Origin of the sequence: Streptomyces sp. NPDC048590, assembly GCF_043199535.1 — a bacterium.
GTDB lineage: Bacteria > Actinomycetota > Actinomycetes > Streptomycetales > Streptomycetaceae > Streptomyces.
Map to the genome: position 1 here is coordinate 36,358 of NZ_JBICWC010000001.1, position 22,688 is coordinate 59,045.

Below are 22,688 nucleotides of genomic sequence, written 5' to 3' on the forward strand. Positions count from 1 at the left end.
CCGTCGTTGTGCTGGGCGGCACGAGCGCATTCGGCAACGTGGGGAGAACATGATGCACCGGTCCGCCTACGAGCAGATGCGGCTCTGCGTCGACGAGTACCTGCCCAAGGACCGCAGGCACCGCGTCGTGGACCTCGGTTCGCGGATCTCCGGGAAGCAGAAACGGACCCACCGCGGGCTCCTGGCGGACCACGACATCGACTACTTCGGGGTCGACGTCCTCGACGGCCCCAACGTCGACGCGGTCATGACCCGCCCCTACCGGATCCCCGTGAAGTCGCGCAGCGCCGATGTGGTGCTGTCCGGCCAGGCGTTCGAGCACATCCCGTTCTTCTGGGTGTCGATGATGGAGATCGCCAGGGTGCTCAAGCCCGGTGGCCACGCCTTCGTCACCGCGCCCTCACGGGGCCACGCCCACGACGCACAGGACTGCTGGCGCTACTACCCCGACGGTTTCCGGGCGATGGCCGCCCACTCCGGGCTCGAACTCCGCGAGGCGTACACCGACTTCCCGCCCACCAAGGGCATCTGGCACGACTACCGGGGTATCGACGCCAAGGCCGCCTACTGGGGTGACTCCGTCGGGGTCTTCCGCAGGCCGTCGAGCTACCCCCGGCTGAGGATGTTCGCCGTGCGGGAGACGGCGGTGTGGTGGGCGAACCGGGTCGGCGGCGTCGACCGGGTGCCCCTGCCGCGTCCGCTGGACGGCCGCGAGCTGTGCGGACGCCCCGGCAGCTCCGCGGCGGCATCAACCACAGGTTGACGAAAGATGACATGAGACGCAAAGCGCGCGTACTGTCCCGCCCCATGGCTTGGCGCAACGCCGTCAACGGCGTCCTTCAGCAACTCACCGGATACCAGCTCAGGCGCGCGACCCTGCCCGCACCCCGCCCCGCCCCCGTCGCCGCCGAGCGGCCGGTGAAGCCGGTCGCGAAGAAGCCGCCGCAGCTCCCCGCGGACTACGACGACGAGGCGAAGGACATCATCCGTGCGGTGAAGCCGTACACGATGACCTCCCCGGAGCGGCTCAACGCGTTCGTCCTCGCGACCCGGCACATCGTCAAGCACAAGATCCCGGGCGACATCGTCGAGTGCGGGGTCTGGCGCGGAGGCTCCATGCAGGCCTGCGCCAAGACCCTGCTGTCGCTCGGTGAGACCGATCGTGACCTGCACCTCTTCGACACGTACGAGGGCATGACACCGCCCACCGAGGAGGACCTGCGCCGGGACGGCAGGCCCGCGCGGGAGCTGCTCGACGCCCAGGGCAAGGACCGGCCCATCTGGGCCGTGGCCTCCCTGGAGGACGTACGGGCCGGCTTCGAGCAGGTGCCGTACCCGAAGGAGCGCATCCACTACGTGCGCGGCAAGGTCGAGGACACCGTCCCCGAGCAGGCGCCCGAGCAGATCGCCATCCTCCGCCTGGACACCGACTGGTACGCCTCCACCAAGCACGAACTCACCCACCTGTACGGGCGCCTGGTGAGCGGCGGGGTGCTGCTGATCGACGACTACGGCTACTGGCAGGGGTCGCGGCAGGCCGTCGACGAGTTCCTCGAGGAGACCGGCGAGCAGCTGTTGCTGCTGCGCATGGACGAGGGCCGCATCGCCGTCAAACCCTGAGCGGAACAAGGTCGTTGCCAGCCCCGTGCCTCACCGGCACGGGGCTCGTTCCACAGGGCAGAGGAAGTCCGTTCGTCCGTCCGGAAGGATCGTGCGCAGCGTCATGCCACCCCGTCTCACCGTCGTCGTCCCGCTCTACAACGTCGAGGAGTACCTCGGCGCCTGCCTGGACTCGCTCGCCGGGCAGACCATGGCCGACCTGGAAGTCGTCATGGTCGACGACGGTTCGACCGACGGCAGCGCCGGTGTGGCGCTGGAGTACACCCGGCGTGACCCGCGCTTCCGCCTCGTCCGGCAGGAGAACGCCGGGCTCGGGGCGGCACGCAACGCCGGGACCGGGCACGCCCATCCCGAGGCCGAGTTCCTGGCGTTCGTCGACAGCGACGACATCGTGCCCGAGGGCGCCTTCGCCCGGATGCTGGGCGAACTCGACGCCTCCGGATCGGACTTCGCGACGGGCAACGTCCTCAGGCTCCGGGTGAACGGAGCGCTCGAGCAGTCCCCGATGTTCCGCCGGCCGATGGAGAAGCACCGCAGGGCCACCCATGTCACCCGGGACTGGATCCTGCTCGGCGACCGCATCGCCTGCAACAAGGTCTTCCGCAGGTCGTTCTGGGACGAGCACGGCTTCGCCTTCCCGACCGGGGTCCTCTACGAGGACATCGCCGTGGTCCTGCCGGCCCACTTCCTCGCCCGGAGCGTGGACGTGGTGGAGGAGCCCGTCTACCACTGGCGGGACCGCGACGGTTCGATCACCACCCGGCGCGCGGTGGCCAAGGGCATCCGCGACCGGGTGACGGCGGTCTCCACCGTCAGCCGGTTCCTCGCGGAGCGCGGCATGACGGACGCCAGACGCCGCTACGACGAGCACGCCCTCTCCGGGGACCTGTGGCTGTTCATCGAGGCACTCCCGGACGGCGGCCCGGAGTTCCACGAGGCCTTCCTCACCCACGCCAACGCCTTCGCCGACACCGTCGACCCCGCGGTCCTCGGCGCGCTGCCGCTGCACCTGAGGGTCAAGTGGCAGCTCGTCAGGGAGCGGAGGACCGCCGAGCTGCTCGCCCTGCTGGCCCACGAGTCCACGGACCGCGACACCTTCCACGTCCGCGGGAGGCTGCGGCCGCGGGCCCAGTACCCCGGGATCGAGGCCCCGCTCCCGCGCGCCGTCACCGCGCTGTCCGACACCGACCTTCCGGTGCACGCGCACCTCACCGAGGCCGTCTGGCGCGACGGACTGCTCCACCTCAAGGGGTACGCCTACGTCCGCAACGCCCCCGGCCGGTCGGCCGGCACCGGCTGGCTGCGGTCCGGGCGCAGACTGATCCCGCTCCGGCTGCGGAGGACGCTCACCGACGACGCCGCTGCCGGGTCCGGACGCTCGCTGCACCGCTACGAGCGCTCCGGCTTCGAGACCACCGTCGACCCGCGCCGCCTCCTCACCGGGGCCACGGCGAAGGGGGCGCGGACCGTCTGGAAGCTGGAGTCCCTCGTCGTCGGCGCCGGCCGCCCGCGCCGGGGACCGATGCGCCTCCTCGGCAACCCCGCGCCGCCCGCCGTGCGGTACGCCGACGAACGCACGCGGATCGTCCCGCTCCTGTCGGGGAACAAGCTGGAGCTGCGCGCCGAACGCGTCGACGCCGTCGTCGCGGGCCACGGCCCCGCACCGAGCGGGGACGCGCTCCGGATCACGGTGCGCGTCCTGGGCGCCGGCACCCCCACCGCCCTGCGTGTGCAGGAGTGGCGGTCCAAGGAGGCCAGGGAGTTCCCGCTCACCGCAGACGAAGGCGTGGACGGCCGTACGTTCTCCGCCGAGGTGCCGCTGGGGACCTTCCACGGGACCGACGGCGACTGGGGCGTCCAACTGGTCGGCGGTGCACGCCGGATGACGGTCGCCGCCCGGCCCGAGACGGACGCCGTGCGCTACCCGCTCCCCGGCGGCCGTGAGGTCTACGCCGCCGCCAACCCCTCCGGGGACCTGGTGCTCACCGACCGGGACGTGCGTCCCGTCGTGACCCGCGCGGCATGGGCGGACGGCGGCGTCCTCGCCCTGGAGTGGACCTTCCCCACGCCGCCCGGCCGGGAGCTCGAACTCGTACTGCGCCACAGCGGGCACCAGGAGGAGAACACCTTCGCCGTGGAGCGCTCGGACCCGGTGCACCACGCCGAGCTGTCACCAGGGGCCGTGGACGGGGCCGGCGGCACGGTGCCGCTCGCCGAGGGGCGCTGGTACCCCTTCCTGCGCGAGCCCGGTGAGACGGACCCGGAGCGCTACCTCCCGCTGCGACTGACCCCGCAGCTCCACTCGGTCCTCCCGCTGCACCATGAGTCGGGCGGGCGTCGCCTCACCCTGGAGCGGCGCTTCCACGACCGGCTCTGCCTGATGTCCTCCAGCGCCCTCCCGGCCCGCGAGCGGGGTGCGTACGGGCAGCGCCGGCTGCGCGAGCGGTACGCGGACGCACGGGGCGACGGGCTGCGTGACGCCGTGCTGTACTCCAGCTTCGACGGGCGCCAGTACTCCGACTCGCCCCGCGCCGTCCACGAGGAGCTGGTCCGGCGCGGCGGCGACACCGAGCACCTCTGGGTCGTACGCGACCAGCAGGCCGTCGTACCCGCCGGGGCGCGCGCCGTGGCCCTGCACGGTGCCGAGTGGCACGAGGCCCTGGCCCGCAGCCGGTGGATCGTCACCAACACCCATCTGCCGGAGTGGTTCGAGCGCCGCGAGGGGCAGTTCGTCGTCCAGACCTGGCACGGCACGCCGCTCAAGCGGATCGGCCGGGACCTGGCGGGCACCCCCTTCGCGGACGCCGCGTACATGGCGTCCATGCCCCGGCGGGCGGCCCAGTGGAGCGTGCTCGTCTCGCCGAACAGCTTCTCCACCCCTGTCCTGCGGCGCGCCTTCGGATACGAGGGCGAGGTCCTCGCGTGCGGCTACCCGCGCAACGACCTGCTCCACGCGGCGGACCGGGCGAAGGTGGCCGACACGGTCCGGCGGTCGCTCGGCGTGCCCGACGGCAAACGGGTCGTCCTGTACGCCCCCACCTGGCGCGAGGACCTGCCGAAGCGCAGCGGCCTGTACGGGCTCGACCTCCAGCTCGACCTGGAGCAGGCCCGTCGGGCGCTCGGCGACGACCACGTCCTGCTGGTGCGCCGCCACTACCTCGTCGGCGGGAGCGTCCCTTCGAGCGACTTCGTCCGTGACGTCTCGCGCCACCCCGACGTGACCCGGCTGATGCTGATCAGCGATGTGCTGGTCACCGACTACTCCTCGCTGATGTTCGACTTCGCCCAGACCGGCCGGCCCATGCTCTTCCACACCTACGACCTGGAGCACTACCGCGACACCCTGCGCGGATTCTGCTTCGACTTCGAGAAACGGGCGCCCGGCCCGCTGATCACCGACTCGGCCGCGGTCGTCGAGGCGCTGCGCGACCCCGGGGCCGCGACGGCCGGCCACCGGGAGGCGTACGACGCGTTCCGCGAGTCGTTCTGCGACCTCGACGACGGGACGGCGGCCGTCCGGGTCGTGGACCGGATGCTGAAGGGCGCCCAGGCATGAGCACACCCGAGTTCAGCTGTGTGATCCCCGCCGGAGAGGGCGGCGCGCAGGTGCTGACCGCCTCCCTGGAGTCCGTGCTCGCCCAGAGCCTGGGCGCGGTCGAGGCGCTGGTGGTCCTTCCGGCCGACGCCCCTGACGCCCTGCGGGCGGCGGCCGCCTCGCTCGCCGGCCGTTCCCCGGACCGGGTCCGGGTGCTCGACCCCGGGACCGGGTCCGTCGCCGCCGGGCGCAATGCCGGTCTGGACGCGGCGCGCGGCCGTTACGTCCTGGTGCTCGACACCGGGGAGCGCCTCCAGGAGCACGCCTGCCGCAACCTCTGGGAGGCAGGGGCCCGCACCCGTGCCGACCTGATCGCCGGGCGCTGGAGCCGGCTCACCGGCGACGGGACCAAGGAGCGGGAGCCCTCCTGGCAGCACCCGCTCTTCCTCAGCTCGCGGACCGTCGGCCGGTTCACCGAGGCACCCGAACTGGCGGTGCACGACGCCCTGGTGACCGGGTTCTGCCTCCGGCGCGCGGCGCTGGAGCGGCACGCCCTGCGTTACGACGAGGACCTCACCCGGAGCGAGATCCTGTTCGGTCCGCTGGCGGCGGCCGTGGTCGGCCGGATCGCGCTGGTACGCCGCCGGATCGTCTCCGGGCGGGCCGCCCCGGACGCCGGCCGGGACCTCGCCGGGCTGGTCGAGGCGCACCGGCGGGTGTGCCATGTGCTGGTGGCGCAGGGCCTCGGCGACCTGCGCGAGGAGCGGGAGCGAGCGTTCCTGCGGGACCACCTGGTGCCGCTGGTGCGCTCCTTCCCCGAACTGCCCGCCGCCGTACGCGAACGCGTCGCGGCGACGGCGGCCAGGGTGCTGCCCGGCAGCGTCCCGGAGGCCGCACTGCTGACCCTGCCGCCCGTGGAACGCGTCGGCGTCCGGCTGCTGGAGGGCGGTGAGGCGGACCGGCTGCTCGCGGCCGCCTACGCGCTGCGCCGGAGGGGAGTGGTGGCGGCGCCGCTCGTCGAGGGGGAGGACGGCAGGACGTACTGGCCGGGCGGGCGGGAGCCGGTGCTGGACGTCACCGAACTCGGCCACCAGTACCGCTCGTTCGGTGAGCTGAAGCTCATGAACCGGCTCACCCGGTACGAGGCGGACGCCACCGGTGTCGCGCTCGCGGGCCGCCTGGTCCTGCCGGGCCACAGCAGGCCCGACCCGGAGGCCACCCTCACCGCGCATCTGGAGTTCCGCGTACGGGACGGTGCCCGGTCGTTCCGGACCCCGGTCACCACGCTCCGGCCCGACGCCACCGGGATCAGCTGGTCCGTCCGGGCCGGGCTCACCCGGCTACTGCGCCCCTACGGGCTCCGCGACACCGTGTGGGACGTGCGGATGGTCCTCGACGACGGGGGGACCCGCTCGGTGACGGACCTCTTCGCCCCCCACGACATGGTCGGCCCGGCCGACCGCTCTCCCGCCCTTCCCCGGCTCGGGCGGACGACCGGTGACACCTGGCAGCCCTACGTCACCCTCAGGGACCATCTGGCGCTGCGGCTGGAGGCCCGCCGACGCCCGGCCCGCACCGCCCGCCGGCTGGTCCACTACGCGACCCACTTCCGCCCCGCCCGCCGGGTAAGGCTCCTGGCGCGAGCCCTGAGGAAGCGGGCGGACAGGTACCGCTCCCGGGGGTTCAAGACCTCGGTCTACCGCTCGTGGCTGCTGAGGCTGCCGGTGCGCAAGGGGTCAGTGGTCTTCGAGAGCCACATGGGCACGTGCTACGGCGACAGTCCCCGGGCCGTGTACGAGGAGGTGCGCGCACGGGGGCTCCGGCTGCGCTGCGTCTGGTCCTACGCGGATTCCCCGGACGGCTTCCCGAAGGACACCCGGCGGGTGCGCCGCTGGTCCTGGCGCTATCTCTGGGCCCTGGCCCGTGCGGAGTACTGGGTCGACAACCAGGGGTTCCCGCAGAACCTCGACAAGCCCTCCGGCACCACCTACCTCCAGACGTGGCACGGCTCGGCCTACAAGCGCATGGGCTTCGACGAGACCCGGGTCCGGATGCAGAACGCCCCGCAGCGCGAACGGCTCCGGGCGGCCGTCGGCCGCTTCGACCACTTCCTCGTACGCTCCGAGCACGACGAGCGGACCCTGGCCCGCGCCTACCGGCTTCCGGAGCGGGCGCTGCTGCGCACCGGCTACCCCCGCAACGACCGGCTGGTCGCCGCGCGGGCCCGGGACGAGGCGGAGGGCCGGCTGCCCCGTCCGCCGCTCGCGGCGGAGCTCGGCCTGCCCGACCACCGCAAGGTGGTGCTGTACGCGCCGACGTTCCGGGGCGGACCGGGGAAGCGCAAGAGGCAGCGGCTCCTGCTGGACGCGGCGCGTTTCGCCGAACGCTTCGGCGACACGTACACCCTGCTGGTGCGTGCCCACTACCTGGAGGCGGCGAGCCTGCCCGCCTGCCCGCCCGGGACGGTCGTCGACGTCTCGGACCACCACGACGCGGGTGAGCTGCTCGAACTCGCCGACGTCCTGGTCACCGACTACTCCTCGATCATGTTCGACTTCGCGCTCCTGGACCGCCCGGTCGTGCTCTTCGCCCCCGACCTCGACACCTACTCCGCCGAGCGGGGCAGCTACTTCGACCTCCGCGAGAAGGCGCCCGGCCCGGTGACGGCGACGGAGGAGGAGCTCTTCGGCGTGCTGGCGCGGCTGAAGACCGCGGACACCGGATTCCAGGAGCGCCGTGCCGCGTTCGCCGAGGAGTTCGGGGCCTTCGACCGCGGGGACGCCTCCCGGAGGGTCGTCGACACCGTCTTCGCCCGGCACACCGTCCCGTCCCGTACCGAGTCCACCGGGGAGGCCGGCCGATGAGCCGCAGCCGTGACGTCTTCATCGTCTCCAACAGCACCGACGAACTGGGCGGGGTGACCGGCTGGATGCACCGGACCGCCCAGCTGTTCCAGGAGGCGGGCCACCGGGTGCACACCATCGGCATCCACGCGGCCGAGCGGAAGATGGCCCTGCCCGACGCCGGTTACCCCGTCACCGCCCTCCATCCCGCGCACCCTCCGACCCCCTGGGCGCCAAAGGGGGTGCGTGACCGCTTCCGGATCCCCGCGCGGCGTGCCGAGGCCCGCCGGGCCGCGGACAAGCGCCGGGCCGTCGGGCGGCTCTCGGAGATCTTCCGGGAGGCCGGGCCGGGCGGGGTCGTGATCGTCAGCCAGGTCTGGGCGATGGAGTGGGTCGGAGAGGCGGACACCGGGGACCTGCGGGTCGTCGGGATGAGCCACGAGTCCTACGACTACTCCCGCGCGAGCCACCGGTACCGCTGGATCAGGAACCACTACCCGTCGCTGGAGCGCTGGCTCGTCCTCACCGAGGAGGACGCCGACAAGTGGGCGGGCGACGGGATGAACAACGTCGGCTTCATGCCCAACGCCCTGGCACATCTCCCCTCGGTGCCCTCACCCCGCCGGGAGAAGTCGGTCGCCAGCATCGGCCGGCTCACCGACCAGAAGGGCATCGACATGCTCCTGGACGTCTGGGCACTGGTCGCCCCGCTCCGTCCCGACTGGCGGCTGGACGTCTACGGGACGGGCGAGGACGAGGCGGAGCTGAGGGCACGGTGCACGGGGCTGGGGCTCGACGGGAGCGTCGAGTGGCGGGGGCGTACGGACGACGTGCCCGGTGCGCTCGCCGCCTCGTCCGTCTTCGTCCAGTCCTCACGGGGTGAGGGTTTTCCGCTCGCGCTGCTGGAGGCCATGGCCAGCGGGGTGCCCTGTGCGGCCTTCGACTGCGCGCCGGGGGTCCGCGAGATCGTCCGCGACGGTGAGGACGGGCTGCTCGCGCCCGCCGGGGACATCGGGGCGCTCGCCGACCGGCTGCTCCGGCTCACCGGGAACCCCCGGATGCGGGACACGATGGGGGACAGGGCGCGGGCCAACGTCCAGAGGTTCTCCGAGGCGGAGATCATGGGCCGCTGGGAGGAACTCTTCGCCTTCCTGGAGCTCTGACCGGGCGGGCCTCGCGGCCTCACCCGTCGGTGAACTCCCGCACCGGCACCTGACGGGGCACCCCGGTGGCGCCGCGGCCCGTCAGCGGGGCGGCCCCCGGAAGATCCGGGGTCTCGCCGAGGAAGACCCGGCGCACCACCCGCTCGGCCGCGTGCCCGTCGTCGTAGGGGCAGAAACGGGCCCGGAACGCGGCCCGCCGCTGCGCGGAGCGCGGCCCACGCCAGTGGTCGGTGGTGAAGATCTCGTGCAGCTCCTCCTGGTCCCGGGCCACCGCCCCGGGCGGGAAGGACGCGGGGTCGAAGTACATGCCGCGGGCTGCCTCGTACGCCTGCTGGTCCTCCAGGTGCAGGACCACCGGGCGGTCGAGGTTGACGTAGTCGAACATCAGGGACGAGTAGTCCGTGATCAGCCCGTCGGAGGCGAGACAGAGCTCCTCCACGGACGGATGGCCGCTGACGTCGATGATCCCCGGGTGCCGAGCGTGCCCGGAAGCCGGTACGTCCAGGTAGTGGGCCCGTGCCAGCACCACGAAGCGAGGGCCCAGGACCCGGAGCAGCTGTTCCAGGTCCAGGGGGTGCCGCTGTGCGCGCCGGTAGTCGCGGTGGGTCGGGGCGTAGAGCAGGGCGGTGCTGCCCTCGGGGACGCCCAGCAGCGTGCGCAGGCGCGCGGTCCCGGCGGGGTCGGCACGGTGGAAGACGTCGTTGCGCGGGCTGCCGTACTCCAGCGTGGTGCAGCCGGACGGGTAGGTGCGTTCCCACACCAGCGTCGAGTGCTGGTTCGCCGAGAGCGAGTAGTCCCACTTGTCGACGTTGCGCATCAGCTGCGCGAAGTCCATGTTCCCGGCGGCGGCCGGGTACTGGAGCAGGTCGGTCCCCATGGTCTTCAGCGGTGTCCCGTGGTGGGTCTGCAGCAGCACCTGACCGCGTCTCTTCACCAGTCTGCGGTCGAAGTTCACGTTGTTCACGAGGTACTTCGAGCGGGCCAGCGCCGTCCAGTAGGCGGCCGTTCCCGGGTGCAGCACACGCGTCCCCTCCGGGACGGTGTGCGCGTCCTGCGGGCGGCAGATCCAGGCCGTCCGCAGCCCCGGCACCAGCGTCCTGGCGGCGGCCTCCAGCGCGGCCGGGCTGCAGGTGTAGCCGCGGTGCCAGTAGGCGGCGAACACGGCGTCCCGGCCGCGCACGGGCAGGCGTAGCTGGACGCGGTAGTGCGCCTGGAGGACCGCCGCGCGTACCGCACGGCGGGTGGCCGCGACGGCGCGCCCGACGCGCCCGCCCAGCCGCTGCGCCGCCCACAGCGCCCGGTAGGTCCGGTGCGCGCCGAGCCGGAGGAGCGAGTGCCGCAGCCGGGTGCGGCGGGGCACGGAGGCACCGGGGGTGCGGTAGCGGCGGCAGTGCGCGCGGGCGCGGCGGAAGAAACGGGCCCTGCTCCCGCGCGGCAGCCGGCCCCGGGAGGTGAAGAGGGTGGAGAAGTGGTCGAGCATCCTGCGGAATATCACCGGGCGCCAGACAGAGAGTTCGGGGCGCGCGTCGATGAACGCGAAGACACGGTCGTACTGGTCGAAGACGTCGAAGTGGCGGTGCGTGGTGGTGGAGAGGATGTTGCCGCGGCGCCGCTGGCGGTACTCGACGCAGACCGTGTCCAGGACGGCGATCGACCCGGCCGCCATGAGGACGGGATAGGTCCAGGGGGTGTCCTCGTAGTACCCGGGCGGGAAGGTGAAGCCCTCGGCCTCGACGAACGCCCTGCGGTAGGCCTTGTTCCACACGACCATGAGGATCTTGAGCAGTTCCGGCCGGTCGGCCAGCCGGAAGGAGTCCGGCCCGGCCTCGGCGAGGTGGTGGGAGAGGACGTTGCGCACGCTCTCGCCCGACCAGTAGGTGCGGGCGTAGTCGTAGACCAGGACATCGGGGCCGCCGGTTGCCTCCAGCCGGTCGGCGATGGTCTGGAGCGCCTCCGGGGCGAAGGTGTCGTCGCCGTCGAGGAAGAGGAGGTAGTCCCCGGTGGCGCGGGCGATCCCGGCGTTGCGGGCGGGCCCCAGGCCGGAGTTTTCCGGCAGGTGGACGACGGTGACCCGGGCGTCGCGCTCGGCGTACTCGTCGGCGATCGAACCGCAGGAGTCCGGGGAGCAGTCGTCGACCACGACGACCTCGTGGTCCTTGAAGGACTGGTTCAGCACGGAGTCGAGACACGCGTGCAGATAGGCCTGCACCCGGTACGCGGGCACGATGACACTGAACCGGGGCACAACACATCCAGGGGGCGCTCGCGAGACGGGTAGGTGGCCCGCAAACGGCTGATGGAGTGACGTGGTTACGCGGCGCGTGGCATTCGGGCGAAATACCAGGTAGGGCGGCCCGATCGAGAGTGAACGGGCCGCCCTTGTGTTGACGAACAGGTGTGCGTGAGAGTTCTACTTCACGGCGCCCGCCATCACTCCGGAGACGAACTGCCGCTGGAAGGCGAAGAACACGGCCAGCGGGATGACCATCGACACGAAGGCGCCGGGTGCCAGCACGTCGATGTTGTTGCCGAATTGCCGTACCTGCTGCTGCAGGGCGACGGTGATCGGCGGGGAGTCGGCGCCCGCGAAGATCAGGGCGACGAGCATGTCGTTCCACACCCAGAGGAACTGGAAGATCCCCAGCGACGCGATGGCGGGACCGCCGAGGGGCATCACGACCCGGGTGAACAGCCGGATCTCACCGGCGCCGTCGAGCCGTGCCGCCTCCAGCAGTTCACGCGGGATCTCCGCGAAGAAGTTCCGCAGCAGGAAGATCGCGAACGGCAGGCCGAACGCCGTGTGGAACATGATCACGCCGAAGGTGGTCTCGAAGATCCCGATGGCGCCGAAGAGTTCGGACACCGGGATGAGCGCCACCTGTACGGGGACCACCAGCAGCCCCACGACCGCCAGGAACCACCAGTCGCGTCCGGGGAAGTCCATCCAGGCGAAGGCGTAGCCGGCGAAGGAGCCGATCACCACGACCAGGAGGGTGGACGGCACCGTGATCAGTACCGTGCTGAACAGGGATCCGGTGATGGCGGAGTTGTCCAGCAGCCGCTGGTAGTTGTCGAAGGTCAGCTCGGAGGGTGCGGTGAAGACCTTCCACCATCCCGACGCCGCGATGTCCTCGGGGCCGCGCAGCGAGGACAGCAGCAGTCCGATGGTCGGCATCAGCCAGAACAGCCCGGCCAGGACGAGGAAGACCCGCATGGCGCCGCCGCCGGCCCGGGCGGCTATCCGCGCGCCGAGCGACCGCTCCGGAACGGCGGCGGGTCCGGCCGCGGGTGTCTCCTCGGCCCGTGCTGCCTCGGTCGTGGTCGTCATCGGCGGCCCTCCTTCCGGATCCGGCGGACGTTGAAGAACATCACCGGGATCACCAGCAGCAGCAGGAGCACGGCGATCGCGCTGCCGACCCCGAGGTCCGCGTCCGTGCCGAACGAGGTGCGGTACAGCTGGAGGGCCAGGACGTTGGCGTCGTCCTGCGAGGAGCCCGGGGCGATGATGAAGACCAGGTCGAAGATCTTCAGCACGTTGATCATCAGCGTGACCAGGACCACCGCCAGCACCGGGGCGAGCATCGGCACGGTGATCCGGCGGAACACCTGCCACTCGTTTGCGCCGTCCACCCGTGCAGCTTCGAGGAGTTCACGGGGCAGGCCCGCCAGACCGGCCGCGATCAGCACCATCGCGAATCCGGCCCACATCCAGACGTAGCTCCCGATGATCCCCGGTGTCACCAGGGACGGGCCGAGCCAGTCGACGCCGTTGTACGGCTCGCGGAAGTTCTCCGCGGGCAGCCGCAGCAGGGCACCGTCCGCCGCCGCGGGCAGGGTGAACACCCCGTCGGCCCCCGCCTGGGCGGAGGCGACGACCTTGCCGTCCTTGACCGCCTCGACGGTGAGACCCTTGAGCCCGAGCTCCTTCGGGTCGACGACGTTGGGTTTCCCGCCGCCCCCCTTGGTGAAGTCGAGCCAGGCCGTTCCGGTGATCCCGTCGCCGGAGGCGGTGGCCGCCTTCGCGGGTTCCGCGTCGCCGGGCATCTTCGCCGGGACGACGCCCACCAGCGGCAGACTCACGGGTGTCCCCGCCCGCACGGTCTCCTTCGTCACGAAGGAGCCGCCACCGCCGGCCTTCAGCGGATGGACGGGCAGCGGATGCGCCTTCGGGAAGCCCGAGGACTCGGCGAAGGTGTCGTGCACACCCACCGCCACGGCGTTGGCGACCCCACGCTCGGGGGCCTGTTCGTAGACCAGCCGGAAGATGATGCCGGCGGCCAGCATCGAGATCGCCATCGGCATGAAGACGATCAGCTTGAACGCCGTGCCCCAGCGGATCCGCTCGGTGAGGACCGCGAAGATCAGCCCCAGCACGGTCGCGACCGTCGGCGCGACGACGACCCAGATCGCGTTGTTCTTCACCGCGGTCCGGATGGTGTCGTCGGTGAACAGCTCCCGGTAGTTGTCGAGGCCGGCGAAGGAGGTGCCCGACTGGTCGAGGAACGACCGGTAGACGGAGTACACGATCGGATAGACGACCAGTGCGCCGAGCAGGACCAGGGCCGGCAGCAGGAAGGCCACCGCGACGGTTCTCCGGGTGCCGGTCACGCCGCGGTGCGGGCGCCCGCCCGCACCGGCGCCCGTGCCGGGACGCTTGTCGGCGGGGGGCGCGCTGTCCGCGCCCCCCGCGGTCGCTGTCGTCATCGCGTCAGCTCGTGTACGCCTTGGCGGCGGCGGACTCCAGCGCGGACTGGGTCCCCGCGACGTCCTTCGGGTTCTTCAGGAAGTCCTGGAGGATCTTCCACTCGCCCTTGCCGGGCGTCCCGCCGAACGACTGGGGGGCCTGGTCGGACATGTCGAAGCGGACGTCGTCGCCCGCCGCGATCAGCGCCTCGGCGATCTTGCGCTGCACGTCGTTCGGGTACGCCGCCGTGTCCAGGGACTTGTTCGGGGAGATGAAGCCGCCGGCCTCGGCCCAGATCTTCGCCGCGTCGGTCGAGGCGAGCCAGGTCAGCAGCGCCTGGGCGCCCTTGCCGTCCTTGAGCGCCACGGCCGCGTCGCCGCCCGTCACCACGGGGGAGTCCGCACCGACCGCGGGGAACGGGAACACCTTGGCGTCCGTCCCGATCTTCGCCTCGGTCTGCGCGATGTTGATGGAGACGAAGTCGCCCTCGAAGACCATCGCGCCCTTGGGCTGGTCGCCGCCGGTGAAGGTCTGGGTGACCGAGACCGGGAACTCGGTCTGGAGCGCGCCGTCGGCGCCGCCGGAGATCAGTTCCGGCTTGCCGAAGAGCTCGGCGAGGGTGGTCAGCGCGTCCTTGACCGAGGGATCGGTCCACTTGATCTCGTGCTTCGCGAGCTGGTCGTACTTCTCCGGGCCTGCCTGGGAGAGGTAGATGTTCTCGAACCAGTCCGTGAGCGTCCAGCCGTCCGCGCCGCCCACCGAGACCGGGGTGACCCCGGAGGCGGAGACCGTCTCGGCCGTCGCCAGGAAGTCCTTCCAGGTCTTCGGCTCGCTCGCGCCGGCGTTCTCGAAGGCCTTGGTGTTGTACCAGACCAGGGACTTGTTGGCCGCCTTGAAGTACACGCCGTACTGGGTGCCGTCGACCGAGCCGAGGTCCTGCCAGACCTGCGCGTAGTTCTGGCCGAGCTGCGCCCTCGCCTCGTTGCCGACCGGCTTGGCCCACTTCTTGGCCACGGCCTGCTGGATGGCCCCCACCTGCGGGATCATCGCGACGTCCGGCGGCTGCCCGCCGGCGATCTTCGTACCGAGGAAGTTGACGATCGGGTCCTGGGCCGGGACGAAGGTGACCGTGGCGCCCGTGCGCTTCTCGAACTCGTCCAGCACCTTGGTGAAGTTGGCCTGCTCGGGTCCGGTCCAGACGGCGGCCACGGATATCTTCTCGCCGTCCAGCTTCGGCAGGGAGACGCTCGACGGCCGGTCGTCCTTCTTGCCCGGATCCGTGCTCGGCTCGTCCTCCCCGTCACCACTGCACCCCGCGAGGGCCAGTGCCCCGATCGCGGTGAACACCACTGCGGCCCTACGCATGGATACGGTTCTGCGCATTCCCTGCCCCGTCTCTCCGGCGCGCGCATGTACGTGGACCGGCACCAACGGTCGGACCCTGCGGTGCCGCTCACGTCTCACGTCGCGCGGTTCACGTCGTCCGTGCGCACAGTCCTATGCCCGGCGTCCTGGGGCCGCAATACCGCCGCCACGGTCAACTGGACGATCGTGATCGGCTCGTGACGTCATGTCAGTCCAAGCTCCGGGCCGCCGGGCAGCTGCCCCCTGGGCGGCCGGCAGTCCCCCTGAGGGGCCGGACGGAGCTCCCCGGTTCCCCGCGGGCCCCGTCCGGCCGCCGTCCGGCGGCTATCCCTGGTGGCGGTTGAACTTCGAGGTCGCCCAGAAGTACCCGAGGACCGTGAGGCCCAGGCACCAGGCGACGGCCAGCCAGCCGTTGTGACCGATCCCGGTGCCCAGGAGCAGGCCCCGCAGGGTCTCGATGGCGGGCGTGAAGGGCTGGTACTCGGCGATCGGCCGGAACCAGCCGGGCATCGAGTCGACCGGGGTGAACGCGCTGGAGAGCAGGGGCAGCAGGATGAGCGGCATCGCGTTGTTCCCGGCCGCCTCCGCGTTCGGGCTGACCAGCCCCATGCCGACCGCGATCCAGGTCAGCGCCAGGGCGAAGAGGGCGAGCAGACCGAACGCGGCCAGCCATTCCAGGGCCGTGGCGCCGGATGAGCGGAAGCCGATGGCCACACCCACCGCACCCACCAGGACGACGCTGGCGACCGACTGCAGGACGCTGCCTACGACGTGCCCCACGAGCACCGAGGGGCGGTGGATCGCCATCGTGCGGAAGCGGGCGATGATGCCCTCCGTCATGTCGGTGGACACCGCCACCGCGGTCCCGATCACCGTGCTGCCGATCGTCATCAGCAGCAGCCCCGGCACCACGTAGGCGATGTACGCCGAACGGTCCGGCCGGCCGCCGATCCCCGCGCTCATCACGTCGCCGAACACGAAGACGAACAGCAGGAGCAGCATGACCGGGGTGAGGAGCAGGTTGAGGGTCATGGAGGGGTAGCGGCGGGCGTGCAGGAGGTTGCGCCGCAGCATGGTCGAGGAGTCGCGTACGGCGAGGGTGAGGGTGCTGCTCATCGGGAGGTCTCCTCGGGTCGGCGGAGCGGCTGGGCGGCGTGCGTACGGGGGGACCGGTCGCCGGCCGCCGGCCCGGCACCGGTGGCGGCGAGGGGGGCCGTACCGGTGCGGGTGTCCGTGTCGGCGACGGCATCCGCGTCGGTTGCGGTGAGCGAGAGGAAGACGTCGTCGAGATCGGGTGTGTGGACGGTGAGTTCGTCCGCCTCGATCGCCTCGGCGTCCAGCCAGTCCAGGATGGCGCGCAGCTCTCGCTGGCTGCCCCCGCTCGGGATCTGGAGCGTGAGCGCCTCGTCGTCGGCCCCGGCCTCGCGCAGCACGGCGGCCGCGGCGCGGTAGGCGCCGGGGTCGGTGAAGCGGAGGCGGACGTGTCCGCCGGGAACCAGGCGCTTCAGCTCCTCGGCGCTCCCTTCGGCGGCGATCCTTCCGCCGTGCAGTACGGCGATGCGGTCGGCGAGCTCGTCGGCCTCCTCCAGGTACTGGGTGGTGAGGAAGACGGTGACACCGCCGGTGACGAGCTCTCGGATGATCTGCCACATGCTGTGGCGTGAGCGCGGGTCCAGGCCGGTGGTGGGCTCGTCGAGGAAGATCACTCGCGGGCTGCCGACGAGGGTCATGGCGATGTCGAGCCGGCGTCTCATGCCGCCGGAGTAGCTCGCGGCCGGCTTCTTCGCCGCCTCCACGAGGTCGAACCGTGCGAGCAGCTCGTCGGCGACCCGCCTTCCCTCCTGCTTGGACAGGTGGTGCAGGTCCGCCATGAGGAGCATGTTCTCCTCGCCGGTGATCAGCCCGTCGACCGCGGAGAACTGCCCGGTTACGCCGATGAGCGCGCGCACCGCCTGCGGGTCCGTGGCCAGGTCGTGGCCGCCGACACGCAGGTCCCCGCCGTCGGCGGTGACGAGCGTGGAGAGGATCTTCACGGCGGTCGTCTTTCCCGCGCCGTTGGGTCCGAGCAGGGCGAACACCGAACCGGTCGGGATGCTCAGGTCGATGCCGTCCAGGACGACCTTGTCGCCGTAGGACTTGCGCAGACCGACAGCCGACACGGCGGCGGGTGATGGTGCCCCGTCGCCCATTTTGGACGTGGGCATGACAGGAAGATGCATGGGTGGGGTCCTCTCCTCAAGAGGTTGAAGTGGTACGGAGGAACTGCCGGACCCGGGGAACTGGGTGCCGGGCTGCGTCTCGCTGGTCGTGAACGTGCGTGGTGGCGTCCGGGGCGGGCGGAGCTGCCCGCCGGCCGTCAGGCGCCCGAAGGGGGAATCCATTCGACGAGCTGGATCACCACACCGTTCGGATCGGTGAGCCGCAGCACCTGCTCGCCCCAGGGCTCCTGGCGCAGGGGAGTCGTGATCCGGGCGCCCTCCCGCCGGAGCCGCTCGTGCTCGGCGGCGAGGCCGGTGACCGTGAAGGACACCGCTCCCTCGGCGCGGGCGGCGGGCTGCTGCCCCTCCGTACCCGAATCGGAGGGAGACCCGGCTTCGGTCCCGCGTCGCAGGACCACCAGGTCGGTGGCCGCGTCGTCGCGCGAGAGGTGGACGACCCCCTCGGCCACCAGGACCTCCCTGAATCCCAGATGTGTGGTGAAGAACCGGCTCGACGCACCGGGATCGTCGACGGCCAGCAGCACCGCCGACGCGATGATGTTCATGTTCCGTGCCCCTTCCGCTCGTTCGGCTGCCGTCAGGACAAGCATCGGCACTGGGAATGCCCAGATCAACGACGTATCGTGCAGGGACGGTTAACCCAGAGGTTCACGGATCGGCGGGGGGCGGGCGTGGAGCTGCGGGAGATAGAGATCTTCCTGGCCCTGGCGGAGGAGCTGCACTTCGGCCGGACGGCGGAGCGTCTGCACGTCACACCGGCGCGGGTCAGCCAGGCCATCAAGAAGCAGGAGCGCGCCATCGGCGCGGAGCTGTTCAGACGCACCAGCCGGAGCGTCCAGCTCACCCCGATCGGTGCCGAGCTGAGGGACGGGCTCGCGGCGGGCTACCGGCAGATCCAGGACGCGCTCTCCACGGCGGCCGAGGCGGGGCGGGCCCTCACCGGTGAGCTCAGGATCGGCTATTCCTCGGCCTGGTGCGGCAGTCTCGTCGTGGCGGCCGCCGACACCTTCCGCTCCCGCCACCCCCAGTGCCTGATCGAACTCACCGATCTGCAACTCGCCGACCCGGTGCGTCGGTTGCGGCAGGGAACGCTCGACCTCACCCTCCTCGAGATGCCGATCGACGAACCCGACCTCGTCAAAGGCCCCGTTGTCTTCACCGAACCCAGGGCCCTGGTGGTCCCCGCGAACCATCCGTTCGCCCGGCGGGAGAGCGTCTCCCTGGAGGACCTAGCCGACACACCGCTGATCGCCATCACCGATCAGCCCTCGTACTTCATCGACCTGCACTACCCCCGGCGTACCCCCCGCGGCAGGGTGATCCCGCGCGGGCCCGCGGGGGCCGCCTGGCAGGAGATCCTCGCCCTCGTGGCCGCGGGCAAGGGCGTGTCCCCCACCTGCGCACGCGCCGCGGACTACTACTCGCGCCCCGACCTCGCCTATGTCCCGTTCAGCGACGCCCCGCCGGTGGAGTACGGCTTCCTCTGGTCGGCGACGGGCAACACCGCCAAGGTGCGCGCGTTCGTCGAGACCGCCCTGGAGACCGCACGGGCCCAGGAGACGTCCCACCCCTCCTGACGGGGCGGTGCGGACCCGCCCGGCCCGAGGTTCAGGGGATCAGCGGCGGGAGCGGCTCCGCGTTGACCGAACGCGCCGCCCGCTCCAGAGCACTGGCCAGCAACGCCAGGTCCGTCGGCCCGTTGCCCAGCTCGCGGACCGGACGGCGGGCCGGAGGATCACCCATCCGCTCCCACTCCAGCGGTACGACGGTGGGGCGCAGGGTCGCCGTACGCGGGATGCGGCCGGTGACCCTGCCGCCCTGGAACGGCGTCACCCGGCCGTCCGGATGCCCCAGCCGCCCGCGGCCCGGTGCCGGCTCGTCCGGCGACGGGGGGACGACGGGCGGGTCGAGCACGATCCGCAGCCTCGCCCCCCGGGCGAGCTCGGTGTCCTCGGTGCGGTCCGGACGGGCGGAGGAGGCCACCAGATGGACCCCCAGGCGCCCGCCCTCCCTGGCCACGGCCTCCAGCACCCTGACGACCGAACCCGCCGAGGGGCGGCCGGGGCTGCCGAGCGCGGGGGCCACCAGGGCGTCGAAGTCGTCGGCCAGGACGACGAGTCTGGGGAGGGGCGAGGGGCCGGGATCCGGCTGCCGCGCCGAGGCGGGCCGCAGCCGCAGGGTGCCGCTCGCGGGCGACTCGATGTCGCCGCGCTGCTCGGCGGCGCTCACCGGGCGCCGGCCGGTCAGCACCGCCGACTCCTCGTGGCGCGCGTGCCATTCGGCGAAGTCGAGCGTGCCCAGCAGCTCCGCGCGGCGCTTCAGCTCGCCGCCCAGCGCCTGGGCGAACTCCCGCATCCGGACGGGATCGGAGGCCACCAGGTGGGAGAAGACGTGCGGCAGCTCCGTACAGGGACGCAGCCCGTCGCCCCGCTCCCCGTGCTCGCCGCCCGCCCCGTCCACGAGGAGGATGCCGAGCCGGTCGGGGCGCGCGGCGGAGGCCAGCGAGGCGGCCACGGCGCGCAGCAGCTCCGTGCGGCCGCTGCCCGCGGGCCCCTCGATCAGCAGGTGCGGCCCCTCTTCGGCCAGATCGACGGAGAGCGGGCCCCTGGGACCCGCGCCGAGCACGATCACGGGCCGTCCCGAGTGACCGCCGGACGCTCCTCCGGCCCCCGGCTCCGCCGGAGCTTCCCGCCGCTGCGCCCCGATACGGGGTGTGTTGCCGGGGGCGTACCCGGAGCTCCCCGAGCCGGAGTTGGTCGGTCCGCCGCCCGGGGCAGGAGTGTGCCCGGCGTCCGGTGAGTCGCGGGGCGCGCCGATCCGGGGCCCGGTGTTGAGGGTGCGCCCCGAGCTCGTCGTGTCCAGGTCGGCGGCTCCGGGCGCGGGCGCGCGCACCGTCGCCCCCGGCTGCTCCTCGGCGGTGGAGGCCCAGCGGGCCATCAGCGAGGCCGGGGTGGCCCTGGCGAGGCCCAGCTCGTCCAGCAGGCGGGCGGACGGCGGAAGGGCGGCCGCCACGGGACGGCCGGACAGCGCAGTCGCCCCTTCGTCGCGAAGGGGTGCGAGGGCACGGCCGAACCGTTCGGCCCAGGGAGCGGAGACGGCGTCCACCGAGGCGACGGAGCCATGGCCCGCGGTCCGGCCACCCGCCGTCCGCAGCAGCCGCAGGGCGGTCGCCACGTCCCCGCTGAGCATCGCGACCGCGCCGCACTCGCGGAAGGCGATCGAGGCCCGGCACGCGGCGTCGTACGTCGCGTCGACCGGGGAGGTGGGGGAGGCGGCCGGGGTCTCGGCCAGGCAGATCAGGTGGATCCCCGCGGCCGCTCCGGCCCCCGCCAGGGCGGCCGTGGTCTCGCGCAGCGCGGCGGAGCCGGGATCGCCGTCGACGATCACCACGGTCCTGGGGCCGGTGTGGTGCCCGGCGGCCTCGGCCACCGAGGTCCGGTCGGCACTGGCCCAGCCGGGGCCCAGCGGGCCGTCGTCCATGCGCCGCGTCAGCTCGGCGGCGCGGGCGGCGGCCTGATCACGGTCGAACGCGAGGAGCAGACGGCAGTCCTGTCCGTGCAGGGGCCGCAGATGGGGCAGCCAGCCGAGCCAGGACCACTCCCGACGGCGCTCCTCCGGGCTCCGGGCCCGGTCCGCGCTGATCAGGACGATCTCCAGGCCGAAGGGTGAGTGCAGCGCGGCGAGCTGGGCCACCGTCGAGCGGGCGAGCCCGGACAGCCGGTCCCGGGGGCCGGCGAGACCGAGTGCCCCGGCCTCCCGCAGCCCCACGGTCACGGGCACCGCGGGCAGTCCGGCCCGCTCCGTCGTCCCGAGCCGGACCACCAGGGCCTCGGGGTGCGAGGCGTCGCGCTCCCACAGGCGGGGGCCGGGGCCGAGGGCCGTCAGGAGCACGGTCGCGGGGTCCGGCCAGGTCCCCGCCGGGGCGGACGAGGTGTGCGGAGGCGCGGAGGGGGCGCGATCCGGCTCGCGCATCGCGCCGGGGTCCGTCGCGGCCCCGGACGGCTGCTCCCCCCTGCTGCCGGCCAGCCGCCTCGCCCAGGCGCCTATGCCGCCGCGTCTGGGAGGCTCGCCGGGCAGGAAGGCGTGGCCCCGTCCGTGCGTGGCCCGCGGGTCGGTGCCGCCCTCCTGGAGCGGGTCATGGCCGGCCGGACCGTCGTACGCGCCGGGTGCGGGGCGGTGCTGCTGGTCGCCGGCGGGGAGGCCGGACGCCTCCGCGCGCGCGACCCGCAGATGTCCCTCGCCGTCGGGCGTGGTCGCCAGCGGGGGCGTGCGGGTGCCGTGCGCGAGCCGGAGCGTGGACTCCCCGAGCCGCAGCAGGGCGCCCGGCCCGAGCCTGACCGGCCGGTCGTGGACGTCCTCGCCGTCCAGCGAGGTGCCGTTGGTGGAGCCCAGGTCGGTGACGGACACCCGGCCGTCGTCGGCGACCGTCACCGCGCAGTGCAGCCGGGACACGTCGGGATCGTCGAGGGGTACGTCCGCCTCGGCGGACCGCCCGATCCTGATCCGGCCGCCGTGCAGCAGATGGACCCCGCCGGCATCCGGTCCCGCGACCACGTGCAGCTGCGCGGGGACGGCGTCGTCCACCGCCTCGTCCTCGCCCGGCACCTGGAGGGAGAGCACCGCGCCGTCCACCAGGGGCGGCTCGCCGAGGGCGCAGCGCTGCGGGTCGAGCCGCTCGCGCCCCGCGTACAGCACGGTGGCCCCGGTGCCCTGGGAGCCCTCGGGGCCCGAGACGGCCGCGGCGAGGCCCGAGGCCACGGCCGCGAGGGCCGTCCCCGCGGGGGCGGTCACGAGCACGTCACAGCCGCGCGCCGGGGTCTGGCCGCTACGCGGCGCGAGGACGGTCAGCCGGATCTGCATCGCCGTCAGCGGTCCCTTCTGCGCGGGGGTGCCCGGCAGGGGAAATGCCCTGTGATTCCCCCCACCCGGCACGGACGCGTCGTCCCGTACAGGTCATCACGGAGCGTGAGGCTCCCGACCCCACGGTTCCGTGCTCCAGGCATCCTCGCACCTGCCGCTGACAACACGCCCGGCGGTGGCCGCCAAGTGATCTTGATTGGCCGAGTGTGCGTGCATAAGTGCCTGCTTGGTCCTGTCGCGAGAGTGCTGCACACTCGTTCGGCAACCAACTCTTCCGTGGTGACGTCTTCCGGCGAACACGGGGCAGAAGGTCCCGGGACGACCCGGCCGGTGCCCCGTACGGCGGCACTAGAGTGGGCCGGAACATCCGGCGGGCCCCGGGGGACCGCGAGCACAACG

General features: G+C 72.6%; 14 protein-coding genes. 6 read left to right on the plus strand and 8 right to left on the minus strand.

Going from position 1 to position 22,688, the window contains the following annotated elements; genetic code table 11:
• The first annotated feature begins 52 nt into the window (after positions 1-52).
• The 5 genes from ACGFNN_RS00145 to ACGFNN_RS00165 all read left to right on the plus strand — a co-directional run bounded on the left by ACGFNN_RS00145 (position 53) and on the right by ACGFNN_RS00165 (position 9,161).
• Positions 53-763, plus strand: a complete 711-nt coding sequence (locus ACGFNN_RS00145) for a methyltransferase domain-containing protein (protein ID WP_393551404.1) — start codon at positions 53-55, stop codon at positions 761-763.
• Between the two features lie 11 nt (positions 764-774).
• Positions 775-1,620, plus strand: coding sequence for a TylF/MycF/NovP-related O-methyltransferase (locus tag ACGFNN_RS00150; protein ID WP_393551406.1), 846 nt, complete (start codon positions 775-777; stop codon positions 1,618-1,620).
• 103 nt (positions 1,621-1,723) lie between these two features.
• Positions 1,724-5,176, plus strand: a complete 3,453-nt coding sequence (locus tag ACGFNN_RS00155; RefSeq protein WP_393551408.1) for a CDP-glycerol glycerophosphotransferase family protein — start codon at positions 1,724-1,726, stop codon at positions 5,174-5,176.
• Positions 5,173-8,019, plus strand: a complete 2,847-nt coding sequence (locus tag ACGFNN_RS00160; protein ID WP_393551410.1) for a CDP-glycerol:glycerophosphate glycerophosphotransferase — start codon at positions 5,173-5,175, stop codon at positions 8,017-8,019. Before ACGFNN_RS00155 ends, ACGFNN_RS00160 begins: the two co-directional genes overlap by 4 nt.
• Entirely contained in the window at positions 8,016-9,161 is a 1,146-nt protein-coding gene (locus ACGFNN_RS00165) for a glycosyltransferase (RefSeq protein WP_393551412.1), read from the plus strand. The genes ACGFNN_RS00160 and ACGFNN_RS00165 overlap by 4 nt, the downstream gene beginning before the upstream one ends.
• 19 nt (positions 9,162-9,180) lie before the next feature.
• Here ACGFNN_RS00165 and ACGFNN_RS00170 read toward each other — a convergent pair whose 3' ends face one another.
• The 7 genes from ACGFNN_RS00170 to ACGFNN_RS00200 form a co-directional block, all read right to left on the minus strand.
• Positions 9,181-11,406, minus strand: a complete 2,226-nt coding sequence (locus ACGFNN_RS00170) for a CDP-glycerol glycerophosphotransferase family protein (protein ID WP_393551414.1) — start codon at positions 11,404-11,406, stop codon at positions 9,181-9,183.
• A gap of 165 nt (positions 11,407-11,571) precedes the next feature.
• Positions 11,572-12,489 (minus strand): carbohydrate ABC transporter permease, encoded by a 918-nt coding sequence (locus ACGFNN_RS00175; protein WP_393551416.1) that lies wholly within the window; start codon positions 12,487-12,489, stop codon positions 11,572-11,574.
• Positions 12,486-13,865 (minus strand): carbohydrate ABC transporter permease, encoded by a 1,380-nt coding sequence (locus ACGFNN_RS00180; protein WP_393551418.1) that lies wholly within the window; start codon positions 13,863-13,865, stop codon positions 12,486-12,488. Before ACGFNN_RS00180 ends, ACGFNN_RS00175 begins: the two co-directional genes overlap by 4 nt.
• A gap of 4 nt (positions 13,866-13,869) precedes the next feature.
• Positions 13,870-15,228, minus strand: coding sequence for an ABC transporter substrate-binding protein (locus ACGFNN_RS00185; protein ID WP_393551420.1), 1,359 nt, complete (start codon positions 15,226-15,228; stop codon positions 13,870-13,872).
• A gap of 306 nt (positions 15,229-15,534) precedes the next feature.
• Positions 15,535-16,326, minus strand: coding sequence for an ABC transporter permease (locus ACGFNN_RS00190; RefSeq protein ID WP_393551422.1), 792 nt, complete (start codon positions 16,324-16,326; stop codon positions 15,535-15,537).
• Positions 16,323-17,414, minus strand: coding sequence for an ATP-binding cassette domain-containing protein (locus ACGFNN_RS00195; RefSeq protein WP_393551424.1), 1,092 nt, complete (start codon positions 17,412-17,414; stop codon positions 16,323-16,325). The genes ACGFNN_RS00190 and ACGFNN_RS00195 overlap by 4 nt, the downstream gene beginning before the upstream one ends.
• Positions 17,415-17,566: 152 nt before the next feature.
• Positions 17,567-17,974: a VOC family protein gene (locus ACGFNN_RS00200; RefSeq protein WP_393551426.1), complete on the minus strand. Its 408-nt coding sequence runs from the start codon at positions 17,972-17,974 to the stop codon at positions 17,567-17,569.
• Between the two features lie 126 nt (positions 17,975-18,100).
• Here ACGFNN_RS00200 and ACGFNN_RS00205 point away from each other — a divergent pair, with 126 nt between their 5' ends.
• The gene (locus ACGFNN_RS00205; protein WP_393551428.1) at positions 18,101-19,006 is read left to right on the plus strand and encodes a LysR family transcriptional regulator; all 906 of its coding nucleotides are present in this window, start codon (positions 18,101-18,103) and stop codon (positions 19,004-19,006) included.
• Positions 19,007-19,037: 31 nt separating this feature from the next.
• Here ACGFNN_RS00205 and ACGFNN_RS00210 read toward each other — a convergent pair whose 3' ends face one another.
• Complete coding sequence (locus tag ACGFNN_RS00210) at positions 19,038-22,289, minus strand: FHA domain-containing protein (RefSeq protein ID WP_393551430.1); 3,252 nt, start codon at positions 22,287-22,289, stop codon at positions 19,038-19,040.
• Positions 22,290-22,688: the final 399 nt, after the last annotated feature.

Excerpts from the sequence above, each read along its gene's own strand:
- ACGFNN_RS00145 (WP_393551404.1), top strand. The coding sequence starts at position 53 with ATGCACCGGTCCGCCTACGAGCAGATGCGGCTCTGCGTCGACGAGTAC.
- ACGFNN_RS00150 (WP_393551406.1), top strand. The coding sequence starts at position 775 with ATGAGACGCAAAGCGCGCGTACTGTCCCGCCCCATGGCTTGGCGCAAC.
- ACGFNN_RS00155 (WP_393551408.1), top strand. The coding sequence starts at position 1,724 with ATGCCACCCCGTCTCACCGTCGTCGTCCCGCTCTACAACGTCGAGGAG.
- ACGFNN_RS00160 (WP_393551410.1), top strand. The coding sequence starts at position 5,173 with ATGAGCACACCCGAGTTCAGCTGTGTGATCCCCGCCGGAGAGGGCGGC.
- ACGFNN_RS00165 (WP_393551412.1), top strand. The coding sequence starts at position 8,016 with ATGAGCCGCAGCCGTGACGTCTTCATCGTCTCCAACAGCACCGACGAA.
- ACGFNN_RS00175 (WP_393551416.1), bottom strand. The coding sequence starts at position 12,489 with ATGACGACCACGACCGAGGCAGCACGGGCCGAGGAGACACCCGCGGCC.
- ACGFNN_RS00180 (WP_393551418.1), bottom strand. The coding sequence starts at position 13,865 with ATGACGACAGCGACCGCGGGGGGCGCGGACAGCGCGCCCCCCGCCGAC.
- ACGFNN_RS00185 (WP_393551420.1), bottom strand. The coding sequence starts at position 15,228 with ATGCGCAGAACCGTATCCATGCGTAGGGCCGCAGTGGTGTTCACCGCG.
- ACGFNN_RS00190 (WP_393551422.1), bottom strand. The coding sequence starts at position 16,326 with ATGAGCAGCACCCTCACCCTCGCCGTACGCGACTCCTCGACCATGCTG.
- ACGFNN_RS00195 (WP_393551424.1), bottom strand. The coding sequence starts at position 17,414 with ATGCCCACGTCCAAAATGGGCGACGGGGCACCATCACCCGCCGCCGTG.
- ACGFNN_RS00200 (WP_393551426.1), bottom strand. The coding sequence starts at position 17,974 with ATGAACATCATCGCGTCGGCGGTGCTGCTGGCCGTCGACGATCCCGGT.
- ACGFNN_RS00210 (WP_393551430.1), bottom strand. The coding sequence starts at position 22,289 with ATGCAGATCCGGCTGACCGTCCTCGCGCCGCGTAGCGGCCAGACCCCG.